The sequence below is a fragment of the Tenacibaculum profundi genome (assembly GCF_057162725.1).
In genome coordinates this window covers 2861867-2879740 of sequence record NZ_CM169894.1, presented here as the reverse complement: position 1 = coordinate 2879740, position 17874 = coordinate 2861867, and the positions used below count along the sequence as shown (strand labels likewise).

At 30.9% G+C, this 17874-nt stretch carries 13 protein-coding genes and 1 pseudogene; 10 read left to right on the top strand and 4 right to left on the bottom strand.

Annotated features, from left to right (window positions below; genetic code table 11):
* Positions 1-94 precede the first annotated feature (94 nt).
* Positions 95-652 carry a 4'-phosphopantetheinyl transferase family protein gene (locus AC2GW8_RS11750; RefSeq protein WP_440880061.1) on the top strand — a complete coding sequence of 186 codons (558 nt, stop codon included), beginning with the start codon at positions 95-97 and terminating at the stop codon, positions 650-652.
* A 23-nt stretch (positions 653-675) separates the two neighbouring features.
* Here AC2GW8_RS11750 and AC2GW8_RS11745 read toward each other — a convergent pair.
* Both AC2GW8_RS11745 and AC2GW8_RS11740 read right to left on the bottom strand, forming a co-directional pair.
* A pseudogene (locus AC2GW8_RS11745) lies at positions 676-1248 on the bottom strand (type IV secretory system conjugative DNA transfer family protein); the annotation flags it as partial.
* 18 nt (positions 1249-1266) lie between these two features.
* The gene (locus AC2GW8_RS11740; RefSeq protein ID WP_440880060.1) at positions 1267-1422 is read right to left on the bottom strand and encodes a hypothetical protein; all 156 of its coding nucleotides are present in this window, start codon (positions 1420-1422) and stop codon (positions 1267-1269) included.
* Positions 1423-2095: 673 nt separating this feature from the next.
* Here AC2GW8_RS11740 and AC2GW8_RS11735 point away from each other — a divergent pair.
* The 9 genes from AC2GW8_RS11735 to AC2GW8_RS11695 all read left to right on the top strand — a co-directional run bounded on the left by AC2GW8_RS11735 (position 2096) and on the right by AC2GW8_RS11695 (position 15260).
* Entirely contained in the window at positions 2096-3217 is a 1122-nt protein-coding gene (locus tag AC2GW8_RS11735; protein WP_440880059.1) for an alpha-xenorhabdolysin family binary toxin subunit A, read from the top strand.
* A 10-nt stretch (positions 3218-3227) separates the two neighbouring features.
* On the top strand, positions 3228-5687 hold the full coding sequence (locus AC2GW8_RS11730; protein WP_440880058.1) for a hypothetical protein: 2460 nt from the start codon (positions 3228-3230) through the stop codon (positions 5685-5687).
* Positions 5677-6375 carry a hypothetical protein gene (locus AC2GW8_RS11725; protein WP_440880057.1) on the top strand — a complete coding sequence of 233 codons (699 nt, stop codon included), beginning with the start codon at positions 5677-5679 and terminating at the stop codon, positions 6373-6375. The genes AC2GW8_RS11730 and AC2GW8_RS11725 overlap by 11 nt, the downstream gene beginning before the upstream one ends.
* Positions 6376-6385: 10 nt before the next feature.
* A complete protein-coding gene (locus AC2GW8_RS11720; RefSeq protein WP_440880056.1) occupies positions 6386-7024 on the top strand; it encodes a hypothetical protein in 639 nt (212 codons plus the stop codon).
* 426 nt (positions 7025-7450) lie between these two features.
* On the top strand, positions 7451-8206 hold the full coding sequence (locus tag AC2GW8_RS11715; RefSeq protein WP_440880055.1) for a porin family protein: 756 nt from the start codon (positions 7451-7453) through the stop codon (positions 8204-8206).
* Positions 8207-8219: 13 nt separating this feature from the next.
* Positions 8220-9959 (top strand): S41 family peptidase, encoded by a 1740-nt coding sequence (locus AC2GW8_RS11710; RefSeq protein WP_440880054.1) that lies wholly within the window; start codon positions 8220-8222, stop codon positions 9957-9959.
* 159 nt (positions 9960-10118) lie between these two features.
* The gene (locus AC2GW8_RS11705; RefSeq protein WP_440880053.1) at positions 10119-10802 is read left to right on the top strand and encodes a DUF4377 domain-containing protein; all 684 of its coding nucleotides are present in this window, start codon (positions 10119-10121) and stop codon (positions 10800-10802) included.
* Between the two features lie 328 nt (positions 10803-11130).
* A complete protein-coding gene (locus AC2GW8_RS11700; protein WP_440880052.1) occupies positions 11131-14805 on the top strand; it encodes a metallophosphoesterase in 3675 nt (1224 codons plus the stop codon).
* Between the two features lie 83 nt (positions 14806-14888).
* Entirely contained in the window at positions 14889-15260 is a 372-nt protein-coding gene (locus AC2GW8_RS11695) for a DUF423 domain-containing protein (RefSeq protein ID WP_440880051.1), read from the top strand.
* On the opposite strand, the gene AC2GW8_RS11690 is transcribed toward AC2GW8_RS11695, so the two are convergent.
* Positions 15244-16104, bottom strand: coding sequence for a hypothetical protein (locus tag AC2GW8_RS11690; RefSeq protein WP_440880050.1), 861 nt, complete (start codon positions 16102-16104; stop codon positions 15244-15246). The genes AC2GW8_RS11695 and AC2GW8_RS11690 overlap by 17 nt on opposite strands.
* A 974-nt stretch (positions 16105-17078) precedes the next feature.
* Entirely contained in the window at positions 17079-17873 is a 795-nt protein-coding gene (locus AC2GW8_RS11685) for a TPM domain-containing protein (RefSeq protein ID WP_440880049.1), read from the bottom strand.
* Position 17874: the final 1 nt, after the last annotated feature.

The following is a 17874-nucleotide window of genomic DNA, read 5'->3' as shown; positions in this document are numbered from 1 at the left end:
TTACGTTAAGAAAAAAAAAAGTAACATACTATTTAATAATTATTTTAATTATTGTTCGATTGAGGATCAGAAAAGGCTATTAAACTTTAAATGCTTGAAGAGATCTCAACAATTTATTATAGGAAGAAAGTTGTTATATGAAGGTATAAGACAAATAAAGGAAGTGAATAATAGTTATTATATAAGAGAGAATATTAAGGTTACTAGTTATAATAAACCATATTTTAAAAATAAAGAAGTTGGGTTTAATATTTCTCACTCAAATGATATTGTTGTTTGTCTTATGTCAGATACTTTATACAATATTGGAATTGACATTGAGTTCATAAAAAATATAAATTATGAAGATTTTGAAAAGCATATGCTTGATGAAGAGTATAAAGAAATTAAAAATTCTTCGAATAGTAATATTGCTTTTTATGAATATTGGACTAAGAAAGAGTCTGTTGTAAAGGCTAGTGGAGAAGGAATTTATATACCTTTTAATTCATTTAGAATAAGTAATAATTGTACAAGTGTTAATAATAAAGATTTTTTGATAAGAAAGATTGAGTTAAGCGAAAATTATATTTGTCATTTGGCATATAAAATAAAAAAGTCTATTGATTTAAGTAAAGAAGAAAAAATAATCATTAGAAAAGTAGACTTTTAGAAGGAATGTAATTAATCTTTTGTTCATCTTTTCAAATTATACTGCTTAAACCAAGGTTTTAATGTCAAGATAGTTGGATTCTGATTTCCATGAAGAAAGAGTAGTTGGTTGGATTTTAACGTAAGTATTTCCTGTGCACGGAGCAGTAATTTTCCATACACATTATCACCCTCTACTATGGTTGTATTTACGATAAGATTTTGAGCCCATAAAGCCACTTCTGGGCTTACTCCAGGGTAAATAATGCGGCTTACACAATTATAAAGTACCGTTTTAATAGCCGATGAACCTAGCTTTTCTAGCTGTGAAAAATCCTGAATTACAATCACAATAGAACATTGTTTTTTACGAAGCACTACAAGGTAGTTTTCAATATCAAAATACATAGCGTTAAACTCTTCAAAAATAAACTGAATGGGTAAATACGGTTGTCCTGCTACTTTGGGTTTCATGGCGAACTCTAGTAATTGTTTAATTAGAATACTCAAAACAAATTTTAACTTCGGCATTCGCTGTTCCTCACAATGTATGAACAGAGCTGTAGAGCGAGATCGCAACTGCTGAAGATTTAAACTGTCTTTTTCTAAAACATAACGTAATACAGGAGTATTGAGCTACTCTAAAGCCGACTTTAAGAACATAATAATAGATTGGAAGGTTTTTTCTTCCGAAGCCCCCATTAGCGATAGATATTCATCAAAATACTCCTCTGGTAAAAAACGTCCCATAAAATCATTAACTTCTGGTTGACTTACTTTTAGCTTATTCACAATTTTGATAACACTAATTATGTTTTTAGGATACATATTCTGCTCGGGATGTAGTGATGCAACTATAATAAGTTTTAATCACAATGCTTTGGAATTCTTACAAAATGGATCTTTAGCCGCATTTCCTTAAGATAGGTCTAAAAACAAGGCGATAAAATCCGAAATCCCATATTCAGGATAAAAATGTTCAAAGAAATTGTATTGTAAGCCACCAGTGGTATCTAACGAAATTCCTTTGATGACAAATCCTTGTTTTTGTAGCCAATATTTAGAAGTTTCATAATGCTCATGATTTGGGTCTGCACAAACAAAAGAATGATTGGCTCTTTTCTTAAAAATCCCGATTGTATTAAAACAGATTTCCCACCACCTGCAGGACTGTTCCCGCTACCAAAAGAAAAAAAGCTTCACGGAGATGTGAAGCTTTTTTATTACTTGAGATTAATAAGAAAACTCATTTCTTCTTATTAAAAACTCGTACTAGCATTAAACACACTCAAGCTCCAATTTACTACTTTCAAAGTATAAAATTAAATAGAAATCACTTTAGAACTTTATTTTAGAGAAGAGGATTTTACTCTTCTGATTTATCCGAACAAAAGACAACTACTCTTTCTTTTTTCGAATAAATAGATAACTAAAACTAAATCATTAACTTAAAAACTAAATTAAAATGATAACCACACAATTAAGCATAGGACCAGGAGGAATCGCAGAACCATCTCAAGAAGGAGGACCTGCTTTCGCCTTATCATCAAGCGAATGGTATTCAATTCAAGCTTACGTAACAGATGCATTAAGCAAAGAAATAATGCCACACACTATTACTGACTTTAGAGCGTATCTAGGATCATGTGCTCCAGAAAATTTAAGTGATTTTGAACCTTTAATAAAGGCTTATGACGATATCTTTAACCATGTAACTACCTGGAATGAAGACACATTTCCTAAAAGCATATCTTTAGCATCAGATATCGTTTCTTATGCAAGTCAAGCAGAAACATACTACGCACCACTTATCCCTTTAGCAGATGCGCTAACAGAAAATCCAGATGACGAGAAGTCAAAAGAGAAATTAACTGCAATTTTAGATGTATTAATTAAACAAACAGACAGTTACCGCGCACAAGCAGAAGAAGTATCTAAGCAAATAAGAGAGTTTGCTAATCAAACTAAACAGGACAGTATTACTCTTTCAGGACCAGATGGAGAATCAGGACTCTACAAATATTACAACGAAGAATATGGAGAGACAAGTGAAGACGTAAAACGACTTACCAAAGAAATTGAAGATCAAAAAGCGATCTTAGATGCCGCAAACAAAGAATATGATCATGACGTAGTTGTAGCTGCAACATCTCCTTCATATGCTTGGGTTTTTCCTATAGGAACAATTGCAGCTTCTGTTGTAGCTGGCCTCTATGGAGACAAAGCCACTAAAGCACTCAAAAGAGCAAAAGCCGCACAAGCAGAAATTGATGCTCTTGAAGCTGAACTACAAGTAAACGCCAACTTGATGAAATCATTAACCATTTCTAATCAAGGTTTATCAGAAAACATAAATTCTATTAACGGAGCACTTCCTATCATACAAAAAATTCAAGGTGTTTGGGGCGCTATTTCTGACGACTTAACAAACATCAAAGAACTCGTAATAAAAAACATAGCAGAAGCATTACCTATTATTATGAGTTTAGGTGTAGATAGCGCAATTAAACAATGGAAAGCTGTTGGAAAGGAAGCCGATGCTTACAGAGTAAATGCATATATCACTGTTGAGCAAGAAGCTGCATAACATGAAATCTATGACAACAATTATTTCGCCTCAATCTTCAACAATTGAAGATTGGGCGACCTTTTATGCTGACTTGGAAAAAAAAGCTGCAAATGCCATCCCTAACGCCTCCAACTTTACAAACGAAGGTGGAAAGATAACTTTTAGTAGTACATACCTAAACCTAAAAGAAGTTAAAGATAAGCTATATGATGTAGAGAATATAGTAAATGTTATTCTTTATGCGGATACCTTAGAGATTCCAGAATACACAAACTGGGTAATCAACTCATCTTCACTTTACATTTATGCTCGCAATATTGTTACCCACGGGAATGCATGTATAACTTTAGACTACCAAGATTCGTGTAGTGAAAAGTTAATCGTTTTTGGAAGAGAACTTTCTAGTAAAATTAAAATAAAATGTATTTTTGACACTACAGTGCAACCAGAAATATTTTATCTTGACAAAGATAATATCACTCCGGGGTCATTAATAGGCGCATCTAAAAACAATGCATACATAAAAGAAATCTCATTAAACTCAGGAATAAACCTTTTTCCTAAGCAGGAGTTCACTTATTATATAAATAATTTATTTATTTACGCTTCTCTCTTGTACGATCAAGAACCTGAAATAGCCTTATCAATGTTTCTATGGATTAAAGGATGGGCTAGTGAATCAAATGATTTTCAAGAATTATTTTATAGAAGCACCTCTATCTCTTCACTCCTGAATGCCGAAATGAGCGCAAAGGAAAATGGCGCTAGATTCATTCCTTACCTTACCTCTACCATATATGAAAAACTTTCAGCTGCATTTGCGGAAGCCGCAGCTAAATATGAAAGTGATTATATGATTCTTAGCATGGAAGAAAACCTTACAGAGGAGAATATTGAAATGGCAAAAACAATGGTTGCGAATACGGAAGATGAAATAAACTTCGTTCAAGCACTGTTAGAGCAAGCCAAAGAAAATAGCAACAATGCTAATGAAGCCGCTAAAGCTGCATTAACAAATTTCAATACACAAAAAACAACAGTAGATGCGACTGCTACTAAGTTTGAAACAATTGGTATTCCTGATTATAAAAGAAAGGTAATTATTAGCGGAATGTTTGATATCATTGGCTCTATTGTTACATTTGGAGCCTCCATAGGCCTAATGGCCATTGGAGATCCATTAGCAGCAGGTTCAGCCGCATCCTCTGTGACCAGCGTAAAAAAGGTTGCTGAATCAGGTGTTGAAGCTGCGCAACTCGCTAGTTCACTGGCTGAAACTATGGAAAACTTAAAAGACCTAGTAGAAACCATTGAAAAGGCCATTGAAATAGCTAACGCTGTTAAGTCTGTAATGACTGATATGAGCACAGCAGAAAGTCAAATGTCTACCATTCAAAAATTAGACGACTACTACAATAAAGTAGACATGTCGTCTACAACCGACTGGACGGTTTTTCAGATACAAGCAAGTAATGCGATGAAAGACCCCATTGATCTTAAAATAGAGTATGCAAAAGAATATGACGAAGCAATGCAAATACTGGCTGTTTATGGTCAAGCACTTAGCGCTGCACAATTAGCATCAATGAAGGCTGATCAAGAATTAGCTGCACTCTTTTTTCAATTACATTACACCGAAGAAAAGAAAAAAAATCTTGAAGAATTGATAGCAAAGCTTGAGGTAGGACAAGAAGCTACCCTGGAAGTTATGCAACAGTTCTATCAAAAATACCTTGACAGCAAATGTTCTCTCTTCTCTGCTCTAAAATCTTATCAACAATCATACTTTTTCTGGGCATTGCAAGAGTCAACGATATGCCCAAAAATAATAGATGATGTCGACACATTAAATACTGGATTAAACGATCTAACCCAAATTCAAATTGACAAAGCCTCTGCTTTGGATAAGTTCGATCCTCCTCCACAGGACATGGACAATGCAAAATTTGTTATCAACAACGAAAACATACTAAAAAGTTTAAAAGAAAACAATCAAGCACATTGGACGGTCCCAATAAATGGAGGTGATTTTAATGGTTTCGAAAGAGTTCGATTAGACCGCATTAGAGTTTGGCTCGAGGGCGTGAAATTTGAAAATGGAAATAATAGCGTATCCATTTCCATAACGAATTCAGGTAACTATTTAGACCAATATAATGGCTTACAATATCAATTTAATAGCAAAAGCTTAGAGCGAGCTTTTAAATATTCAGTAGTTCAAGATAGCCTTAACACCGATTGGGTGTTCGACAATGACTCCTATGGACAAGTAATAATTGATGGGGAAATCGATGACGAAGTAAAATATGCTTACTTCAGACCCACTCCATTTAGCGAATGGAAAATTTCAATAAAACCAGAAATAAATCCTGGTGTTGATTTTTCAGAAGTAACTAAAATTACCATGGATTTTGCAGGAACAACCATTTTACCTGCCATTAAAAACCTTAAGTCATTAACTTCAAAAAAGAAAGAAAATGTTAGCTAATAATGAAATTACTGATTTATATACAATATCAAAAAAGAACTGGGAATCCATAAACAGTCGTGTTGGAAATGTTTTTAAATTAAAAAACTTAGAAGATGTCGTGTCTAAAACAATCCCTGGATATCCTGATCTATTAGATTCATCAGAACTATGGTCGCAATCAACATTCAAAAATTTAATTTCGCAATCGATTGACTTGGCTGATTATGCAGACAAAGCAATTGCAAATTTTTCTGAACTAAATAACCAAGTTAAAGAAATCAAAGGTGACGAAGTGCCGATTGCTATTCAAAACCAGACTAAAAGTCTTTTAATATCACTTGCAGATGACACAAAAGTTATTGCAAATTCTGCAAATAATCTAGATAATCAGGTCGAAGAATTTATGAAAGATAACACTATAGTTGATAAAGAAATGTCTCTAAACAGTAGTTCCATTGGTGTTTTCTGGGAACCTTTAGGAGAAATTATTACAAGTGTTGAAATTGCCACCTCAAAAGTAACAGGAGCATGGGAAGCTATAGAAGATGATGTGGCTATTGCCACTAATAAAGACGTAAGCATCACTATGCCTTTTATCATGTCTTTAGATTTAGACGCCTCAATAATTCTCTGGCAACGAGTTTCAGATGAGGCCAAAGCATTTCCTAGTGAAGTAGAGGGTATGGAATCTTTTTGGAATAATTAAAATAAAACAGATGATAAAAAAAGTCACTTTAGAGGAGTTTCCTCTATTTTTCGCAAGAGCCTCAACAGGCACCTCTTTTCAGGCTCAAATATATTCTGTTAAAGGAGGTAATAATGTTCGCGTAAGATGCAATTGGCGTTATTCAGAATTAACTATCGATCCCGATAATGATTCCGAATTTATATGGAATATTACTAAAATAAATGACACACACGTATCATTGTCTCCCCACAATAGTTGCATCAGCAGTACCATTTACGCAAGTGTTAGAGATGATTATGATTGGTCACTTTTAACACAGGCTCCCCATTCTGCAAACTGGATTACCGCTGTAGATCGAAACGAAACGCTTGAAATGCATATTGGTGATTTAATGATTAGTACTTTTAAAGGGTTTAACGGAAAACTCTTACAAAAAGATGATAATATTACATCGCAAGAAGGTCATAAAGGATACAGATTACGCAGTGCTGGAAACAACGAAAGCGACAATACAACATGGTTTTTAAGTGTTCAAAATATCGCTTCAGAAGGATACGAATGGTCTGGAGGAGAGGTTAGCATAAACGAATTGAGAAATTCATTAAAAAAAAGAAACATCTCGCTTCAAAACAATCAACTTGAAGAACTTTGCGGATTAATTAACTAAAAAAATTAAGTTTTATTATTTATTAAAACACAGATTTTATTAGCAACACCTAACAAAAAGAAGCAAGCTAATTATTACAAAGAAGCTTGCTTCCTCTTCCTAGAAAATACTTCTATAAAACCTACAAAAAAGACACAATAATTATTAAAGCGGTCTTTCAATTTTTCAAATAATTACCAAACTACTTCTCTCAACTATTTTAAAATCAAAGCACAATATTTTAACATTTACACAAATGACTGTAAAACAACATGTTAACATCAAAAAACATACCAATTTTATCTTTTCCTTAATATTTTGTTATTTTTTTATTGAAAAATAACTCTTGTTATCATAAATTTGCTGTAATATCACAATGTAGTTAGAAAAATTAAATAATCAAAAATCCTTTTTTTTCAATTACACTAATAGACAAAAGCATTTTTTATGAAAACTAGACAAATGGATGGAAGTATCATTCCATCATTTAAGCACGTGCTATTATTATTCTTAGTAGCTACTGTTTGTAACTTATCGCTCTCAGCGCAAAACAAAGTTCGGGTAAGTCTATCCGGAGGGTTAAATGATAATGATATAACCTATAAAGCAAGTAACCGAATCAATACTGAATATCAAAATGAAAGTGGTAATTACTTCAAAGCAGGTGTAAACTTCAAAGTTTATAAAAATATCAGTATTCAAACAGGATTAACATACCTTAACAAAAACTATCGTTTTAGAAGAACAGAATCTTTAAGTAGCACAACAACACTATACGAAACTAGGTATTTCAACATCCCTGTAATGGTAGGAATTCAACCTTTAGCAAATGTTTTGAAAAACACAAAATTTAATTTTGAAATTCTTGGAGGAACCTATGTTGGATGGTGGAATTCATTAGACAGAGATTCATCTGCTAGAATTTTTGCTGAATACGGCGATAATGTTGATCTAGAAGACACAGTCGCTAGCATTTCTGAATCTTATAACTTTGACACTAATGAAAACCATTTCAATCGTGTAGATTATGGTTTACAAGCCGAAACTCGTTTAGGGTACAACTTCTACAAAAACTTAAGCTTTTTTGTAGAATATTCTTTTATGTATGGTCTATCAGATAATCAAAAGAATCAACTTAGACAAACCTCAAAGTACTACTACACTACCTCTAATTACGGATTAGGATTATCTTATAACTTTTAACCTTTAAATTATTATGAAAAAAATCACTTTTTTTTTACAGATAGTAACGCTTTCCATTGTTTTAATCGCTTTTCAAGGATGCCGTGAAGAATCGCTTGAGATAGCAGAGTTAGATCGATCTTATTTTGATGTGACAAGTTATGATAAATTATTTGAAACCTTTTGGGACACCATGAATAATAATTATAATTTTTTCAATGAACAAGAAACCAATTGGGATAAGGTATATAGAGAATATAGCCCAAAATTTAAAGCCTTAACCACTTTTGGTAGATCAGATGTTAATCCTGCCTTAGCAATGGATGAAGCGGAAATTGCTTTTAAATATTTTGCCGATATTATTAACGATAATATTATTGACGAACATTTTGGACTAACGGTAAATATTCCATTACCTAGTACTACTGGTTTATATGGTAGTGACCAAGTTTCAGAGTTTTTCAGAAAAAACACGAAATATAAATACACTAAAGAAGATGGTTTTGTTAATCTGTTTCAAGAACTAAAAAACCCTAGAATTTTTGTATCAAAAGGAGTAATGTCTAATAAATTAGACCCTGCAACAAGATTTTCTGGAGGACCTTTATTATCAGGTTTTTTAATAGACGATCCTGAAACAATGTATATAAGACTGGAGGGCTTCTCTATAACTCCAATGGGAATCGAAACAAAATTTCCAAGGTTAAATGATATCAATAATCTTAGCGGTATTAACCAAGTATTTTTTAGTGATCTTAAAAAACTAGATAATGAATTTGGTACTTTAATTGAAACTTTGATAAATGATAATTTTAAAGATTTTAAAACCTTAATAAAAAACATCATAGCCTCAGATGAGTATAAAACTTATGTAAATGGACTAGATAAGTTTAGAAACACAGAACTTGTAGATGATCTTCAAGGCAGCCTTCTACCCCTTATCACTTTTATAAGGTCTAATAAAAAAGACTACACAAAAAGTTTTTCTGATATTGATTCTTTAATAAATACCTATTTCGGAGACCCAAATAAAACAAGAGATCAAAAAATTAACCTTGATAACCTCTATTCGGCATATCTAGAAAAAACAGATAAATATAGAACTGTATCTGGATTCGAATTTGAAGGTGAAACTGGCACATTTGATCTAGATATTATATTATCTTTTCTAGACATAAGTTATCCTTTTGAAATTTTCAAAAGATTATTTAATCCTATAACGAACGGTACTGCCAAAAAGATCATTATAGATTTAAGAGGTAATGGTGGCGGATATGTAAATGATGCAAGAATTTTCACTGACAGGTTTCTTACAAAACAGGCTGTTTGGGGGTATCAAAGAACCAAAGAAGGTAATGGTAGGTTTAATTACAGTCCATGGTTTCCTAATGTAACCGCTCCTCACAAATTTGGTCTAAAACAAGATATCCCTATTGCTGTACTTGTTGACAAGGGGTCTGTGAGTATGGCTGAAATTAGTACAATGATGATTAAATCACAAGGGAATCATGTTACTATTTTAGGTGACAATAGTCTTGGAGGTACAGCTGGACTTGGTGGTAATGATGATTATAATGGAGGAAGCAGATCAAATAACTACTATCTTGATTTCTACATGCCTTTAATGGCATTTAAAGATAGCCAAGGAAATGTTATAGAAGGAACTGGTGTTACACCAGACACCAAAGTAATACCAACTAATGAAGAAGCTAGTGCCTATTTCACTACCGGTTTTGATCCCGTGTTTAATGCTGCTTTAGAAGCTTTGAAATAGCAAGTAATATAAATAGAAACATATAAAAAGTGAGAAAAACAGTTTTGTTTTTCTCACTTTTTTAATTAAAGTATACCAAAATCAATAAAACTTTAATCATTACGTGAGTCATCAAAATAAATTATATATTTTTAGTAAAGTCCTTTAATTATAAAATTTATGTTCAAATTACTCCGTTTCATACTATTCTTAACACTTACCTATTGTAGCTCTCATAAAAAAATACCACATCAAATTATCTGGATAAATAGCCAGAAAAAAACTTGTAAAACTCTTACTTCTTCTAAAGTATGTTTAGAAATTCAAAAAAGTGATAAACTAGATCAAAACAACTGGAATATATTCTATGAACATATAGAAGATTTCGATTACAAACCTGGCTACATTTATAAACTACTGGTTTCTACTATTCCAAATAAATCGAAACTAAATAATGAGAACTCTAACAAAAGAAAATATAAACTTATTCAAATATTATCGAAAATACCCGATAAAAAACTTAATTTAAATGATATTTGGATACTTACACATCTAAACAAAAATACCACTTCCACTTTATCCAATAAAGAAAAACCAAGAATTGAGATTAACCTTTCTCTAATGAAAATGATCGGTAAAAGTAGCTGTAATAGGTTCCAAAAACTTATTAAAAAACTAACTAACAACACATTAATATTTGAAAAAAAAATAATTAGTACAAAAATGATGTGTCAAAACATAAAATTTGAAAATTCTTTTTTTAAGACACTAGGACAAACAAACTTCTATGAGATAAAACACAACCAATTATATTTTTTTGACTCAAATAAAATTGAAATAGCAAGATTTAAAAAGATAGATTAAATAGAATAGATTTTCGTGTAGAATTAAATAACAATATCTCTATTTTAAGTAAACCGTCATTTAAATGATCTAAACAAAACAGATCGTTTAGGTTTATTGTCTAAATACTATATTACAGTAGTTAAAGTTATTCTTTATTTATTTAATACTTTTACTATAAGTTTATTGTGTAATTCTTTCATAACTTTGCTAACTGTAGAATATGAAAAATCTGTACAAATTCCCCTCTATGTATTTCATAAAAACAATTCTACTTTGGCTCCTTGAGCATTTTTAAATTTCTATAATTACGACAATACTAACACTAAAGCACTTAAACATCAACATTATGAATAATAGAAATAACAAACCAATTGCTTTCTTTTTATTTATATTTTTATTTATATCATGTGCATCATACAAAGCAAAATACAAAAATAAAGAAGATTCAAAATCACTAAAAGTTGATAAAGAATTAGATCACTCTTTTTACTTGATTGGAGACGCTGGAAATGCCGAAATGGACGAGAAGTTACTCCCTCTAGATTTATTTGAAAAAGCACTTAATCAAGCAAGTAAAAATTCAACTGCAATTTTTTTAGGAGACAATATTTATCCTGTTGGGATGCCTAAAAAAAATAGTCCTGAGAGACCTTTAGCAGAATATCGATTAAAAATTCAATTAAATGCCCTGAAAAAGTTCAAAGGAAATCCAATCTTTATTCCAGGAAATCATGACTGGTACAATAATGGTGTTAAAGGTTTAAAGCGACAAGAAAAAATAATTGAAAAAACTTTAGGTGAAAATAGTTTTCTCCCTAAAGACGGATGCGGTATAGATAACGTCAACATTAACGATAATCTTATACTTGTGACAATTGATTCCAAATGGTTTCTAACAGATTGGAATAATCATCCAACAATAAATGAGAATTGTACAATCAGAACTCGTGAACGATTTCTTAATGAATTATCGAAAATCTTTAAAAAAAATCGTTTCAAAAACATCATTGTCGCTATGCATCACCCTTTATACAGCAACGGGCCTCATGGAGGTAGTTTCTCTTTTAAAGACCACATGACTCCATTTCCAATATTAGGCACACTAAAGAATACACTTAGATCTCATGTTGGAATTCAAACTGATAATTTTAATAAAAATTATCATGATTTCATTAATAAAATTCAGCTAGTTGCTGAGGACTTCAAAAATAATATTGTTTTCGTAAGTGGACACGAGCACAATTTGCAATATATTGAAAACAACGGTTTCAAACAAGTCGTAAGTGGCTCTGGATCAAAGCAATCTCCTGCACTAATTGGTTATGGTGCATTATTCACATATGGAAACCATGGTTACGCAAAATTAAATTTTTACAAAGATGGCTCTGCTGTACTAGAATATTACTCAGCTAATAAAGAAGATAAAAACAAGTTGTTATTTAGCAGAAAAATAATAGAAGCAAGAGCTGACTTTTCTAAAAAAGAATTCGATTTTTCTGAATATAACGAACAAAACGATTCCATTACGACCTCAATATACCCAACCGAAAACACCAATGTTAATGGTTTTCATAAGTTTTTTTGGGGTAATTTACATAGAGAAAAATACGGAACAAAAGTCAAAGTTCCTGTTCTTGATTTGAAAAATACTTTTGGTGGATTAAAACCTATTCGCCGTGGTGGTGGCAATCAAACAAATTCTTTACGATTAGAAGACAAAAATGGAAAACAATATGTTTTAAGGTCCATGGTAAAAGACGGTAGTAGAATAATGGGGGGCATTTTAAAAGGAACTTTTCTAATTAACGTTGTTCAAGACATCTTTACCATGTCTCACCCATACGCCGCTTTCGTAATTCCTGATATGGCAAATAGCATTAACATATACCACACAAATCCAAGAGCCTATTACATGCCTAAACAGCCAATGCTTGGATCTTATAATAACTTATTTGGAGGTGGAATGTATTTACTAGAAGAACGTCCTGCTAAAAATCGTGACGATGTTGATAGCTTTGGAAACTCAAAAAAAATCATAAGTACCTTTGATATTCTAGAAAAAATCCGAAAAAATGGCAAACATCACGTAGACCAAAGATGGGCAGTTCGCTCTCGTTTGTTTGATATGATTATCGGAGATTGGGATAGGCATGAAGATCAGTGGCGTTGGGCCTCGTTTAAAACAAAAAAAGGCACAACATACTATAGACCAATACCTAGGGATAGAGATCAACCATTTTCAAAATTTGATGGTATAATGATTCCGATTTTCAAACAATTTACTCCACTTGTTAAAAATATGCAAAGTTTTGATTATGATATTAAAGACATGAAATGGTACAACAATTATCCTCGTTTCTTTGATACTGAATTTTTAAATAAATTAGATTTAAAAGATTGGTTAAAAGAAGCTATATATATTCAGGAAAAATTAACGGATTCAATAATAGAATCTTCAATTAAAAAATTACCAAAAGAGATCTTTGCTATAGATGGGAAAGAAATAGTTAAAAAAATTAAATCTCGAAGAAATAAGCTAAAAGATATTGCTAAAAGATACTACAATAAGCTTTCTAAAACTGTTCAAATTGTAGGAACTGACAAAAATGACATCTTTGTTGCAAACCGAATAAATAATCAAGAAACTAGAATAACCGTAATCCATAAAAAAGACACAATTTATAAAAGATCTTTTTTTCTAAAGGAAACTAAAGAAATTCAATTATACGGACTTAAAGGAAAAGATTTATTTAAAATTAATGGTAAGGTTAAAAATGGCATACTCATTCGTTTAATAGGTGGCCAAGATAACGACACTTACATTGACAACTCTTTAGTATCTGGCTGGAATAAAAAAACTAAAATCTATGATTTTAAATCTAAAAAAAACAGCATCCAAAAGAGTAAAGAAACAGCTGATTTAAGCTCAAACAATTATTATAAAAACACCTATAACCACAGAGACCTAAATAATAATACTACGATAGTTTTACCTAATATCGGAAGTAACCCTGATGATGGAATATTTTTCGGAACTAAACTAATTTACACTCGACAAGGCTTTAAAAAGAGACCTTTTGCAAGTAAACATGACTTCTCTGCAAATTATTATTCTGGTATCAGTGGTTATGATTTCGAATATAACGGAGAATTCAATGAAGCCATAGGCAATTGGAATTTGGTTTTAAATGTTAAAGCAACTAGCGACAACTATGCAATTAATTTTTTTGGATGGGGTAACCTATCAAGATTTAATCAAAATCATGATCTTGATTTTTATCGTGTAAAAAGAAGTGAAGTATATTTTTCTCCCTCTTTATTAAAACGCTTTCGAGGAGGAAACAGTGTTGAACTAAAATCATTAATTGAAGGTATTGAAGTACAAAACACACTAAATAGGAATATCTATGGGTTTAACCAAAGCTCTTTAAATATTTTTAGACCTAATTATTTTATAGGTAGCGAAATTAAAATTAATCATAATCGTATTGATCAAGTCGGCTTTCCTACCAAAGGGATGAACTTTGAAATGACTATAGGAGCCAAAGGTAAATTAAATGAAATTAACAGAGGGTTTGGTTATTTTAAAAGCGCTTTAGCAATTTATCAAAACTTAATAAGTAATCGATCACTAGTTTTTGCTTCTGAATTAGGAACTCAAATTAACATCGGTAATCAATTTGAATTTTATCAAGGAGCGACATTAGGTGGAGACAGAACCTTAAGAGGTTTTAATAGACAACGATTTACAGGAAAAGAGAGTTTTTATCACAGTAACGACCTCCGTTTACGTTTTGGTGACATTAAATCAACTTTTTTACCCCTAAAAGCGGGTATGACTTTAGGTTTTGATTACGGTAGAATTTGGACCCCACTTGAAATAAAAAATACAAAATGGCACACAAGTTATGGTGGCTCTCTATGGTTAAGTGCTATTGAGTCCTTTACCTTAAACTTATCTTACTTTAAAGGTAATTCTGATGAAAATAGAATTTCATTTAGCCTTGGATTTAACTTTTAAAACCAAAACTTTTTTTAATGCAATAAAAAACTCATAAAATTTAGCATAAGACAAGATGTTTTTGTTTTTTTGCTAAAAACAATATGATAAATAAAATCGTTCTTGTGTTTTCTGCTACGTTTGGAATGCTAGCAATAATTCTAGGAGCCTTTGCTGCTCATGCACTTAAAAAAAAGCTTAACAAAAATCAAATAAAGTCATTTGAAACTGGTGTTAAATATCAAATGTACCACGCAATTGTACTCTTAGTTATTGGTATGAACCTACCTAGTGTCAGTTCTTCTTTAGCTTTTTGCTTTATTCTAGGCACCTTTCTATTTTCATTTAGTATATACGGACTGGTTCTTTCTGAATACAAAAAAAGAAAATTACGATTTCTTGGACCTATTACACCGATCGGTGGTTTGTTGCTGACAATTGGATGGGCTTTACTTTTATTTAATTTCTTAAATTAAATTTATATAAATTCCCCCCCTTACCTCTAGATTTTTCATCCGTAATAAAAACAGTATTATTATCTTTAAAGATCACTCCTTCTTTTTGAGATACGTGGTTAAAATCATATTTCACAAGGCTTCCTTCAAAAAAGTTATCACCTTTAAAATCACTAAAAACGTAAATAGACTTATGATTTAATAAAACTACTTTTTTCTTATCTGGAGAAATATCTGCGGCTGTTATTGAGCATGTATTATCGTCATTACATGTTTTAAACGTTCCTACAAGAATTGCTTTATGTTTTCCTGGTACTGCCCTAATCTTATAAAGCGTTGTTTCTCCATACCTATTTTTAACCCTACTTTTTGAGAAAACATATAAATAACCATTATTATAAAAAAGTGATTCTGCATCGAAAAAACGTTCTTTTTTTGGAGGTGGAAAACTACTTTGATCTGGATATGAAAAATCAATCTTAATGACATTTATTTTTTTCTTTGATTTTAAATCTTCTTTTAAAACTTTGTAAATAGACAAATCATTTCGTTTATTATTGTTATTTCCAAAATCTCCAACATATAAGTTCCCCTCCTCATCTGAAGTAATATCCTCCCAATCTTTATTTTTTACATTTAACGCTATTTTATTCAATATCAGCCCTGTGGTGTCAATTGCATATAAGTGAGATTTATTTCCACTATCATTATGCATCCATAATAAATTAGAATTATCTGATAGTTCCAACCCTGAAACTTCTGCTAAACTATTTGGTAAACGACAAATAAAAATTAATTTCCCATAGTCTTTGGCACAATTAAAAAAAAGGAAACAATTAAGTAAAATTAAAACATAATTCTTCATTATACAAAATGTGTTAGACTAATAGAACTATATCAAAAGTAAAATTATTGTTATTGATAATAAATTTTATAAAGTATAAATTATTTATTAGTTAGTTTGATTGTGATTATTTTAATATTTTTCAAAAAAATACTACTGCCTGCTACATAAAAAATGCAGCAGGAGTAGTTTTCGACAATTAAAATTTCCCCTAAATAATTGTACATAGTAAATATAACTATTTGAGGCCAAACAACTTTACGGAAAACCGTAATAATTTATTTTTTTTTAACATTTTTTTTAAAAACAAATAGATATTTCACTGTAACTTGCACTCGCTTATGATAGTATAAAACCTAAAATAATAAGCTTATAGTTCACCTATTAATTAACATAAAAATAAAGTGTTGAGAAGTTAACAATGTTGTGAATTATAAACTAAAAATATAATCACTATTTTTTTAGTGAATAAGAGATAATTAGTACTCTATAAGAGTAGTTTTTATGTAAGTTTGGTTAGTAACCCGTAATTTATTACGGGTTTTTTTATAGACCATGATTAGCAATAAACACTATCAAACACCTTTTTTAAGGTATAAAAAATGAAACCGCAATTAATTAATTGCGGCTTCTTTAGTAGTAATTATATATACTACGCTTGGTTAGTAGGTTAAACTAGGTTAAGTTAAGTAGTTTTTATACCACAAAAATATATAAGTTTTCATGTTGAATTATAAAAAATACCCTAAACGACGCATATTCGACTATAAACGTCTTTTTTCTTGAATTAAATGCAAGAGTGTATCAATTTAACATTTTAATCAAGAAATCTTAAATAGTTTACAGAATTAAATATACAATTCATGCTATTAAGAATATTTAGTCAAAAAGCAAATTAATACAAAATAAGAAGTTTGTTTAATTAAAAAATAGGCAAAAAATCTTTGAAAGATATTTGAACACTATTAGAAAGAGATCTTTTAAAGTAAAATTAGCTACCAACTTCCGGTAGCACCACCACCACCAAAGCCACCACCGCCAAAACCACCACTGAAACCACCTCCATTAGAAGGTGCTCCTTTACTAAAACTGCCACGTCCAGAATTACTTAAAATAATCGTATCAAAAATATTTCTTTTTGGGCTGTTGCGATTTCCTCTACCTCCACCTCTATTATTTTTATTACCATTGAAAACAGTGATAAAAAAGATAATCAGAATAATAATGAAAATAATTAATCCAGGATCAAAATCCGATAAATCGGATTTCTTTCTCGTTTCTTTATATTCACCTTGAAGTACTCTAAAAACAGTATCAATCCCCTTATCAAAACCTTCATAGTAATTTCCTTCTTTAAAATAAGGTAGCATATCATATTCAATAATTTGCCTCGACAGATAATCAGTTAACAGATGCTCTATACCATAACCTGTTCTAATGGTAATTTTTTTATCTTTTTTTGCTAATAAAATAAATACGCCATTGTCTTCCTTTTCTTGACCTACTCCCCATTTATGCGCCCAATTTGTAGCCAAAAAACCAATATCTTCTCCTTTTGTTGAATTAATTGTAGCTACTACAATTTGAGTCGATGTTGTATCAGAATACTTTATTAACTTTTTCTCTAACGAGGATTTCTCATAAGAGGTTAATAAGTTGATATAATCATATACCCCTTTTTGATTTTGAATATTTCCTGGTTTTTCGGGAATTTGAAATCCTTGAGAAAAGGCATTTAGAATACTACAAAATGTAAATAAAAAGACTACAGTAAAAGTTGTCGTTTTCAAT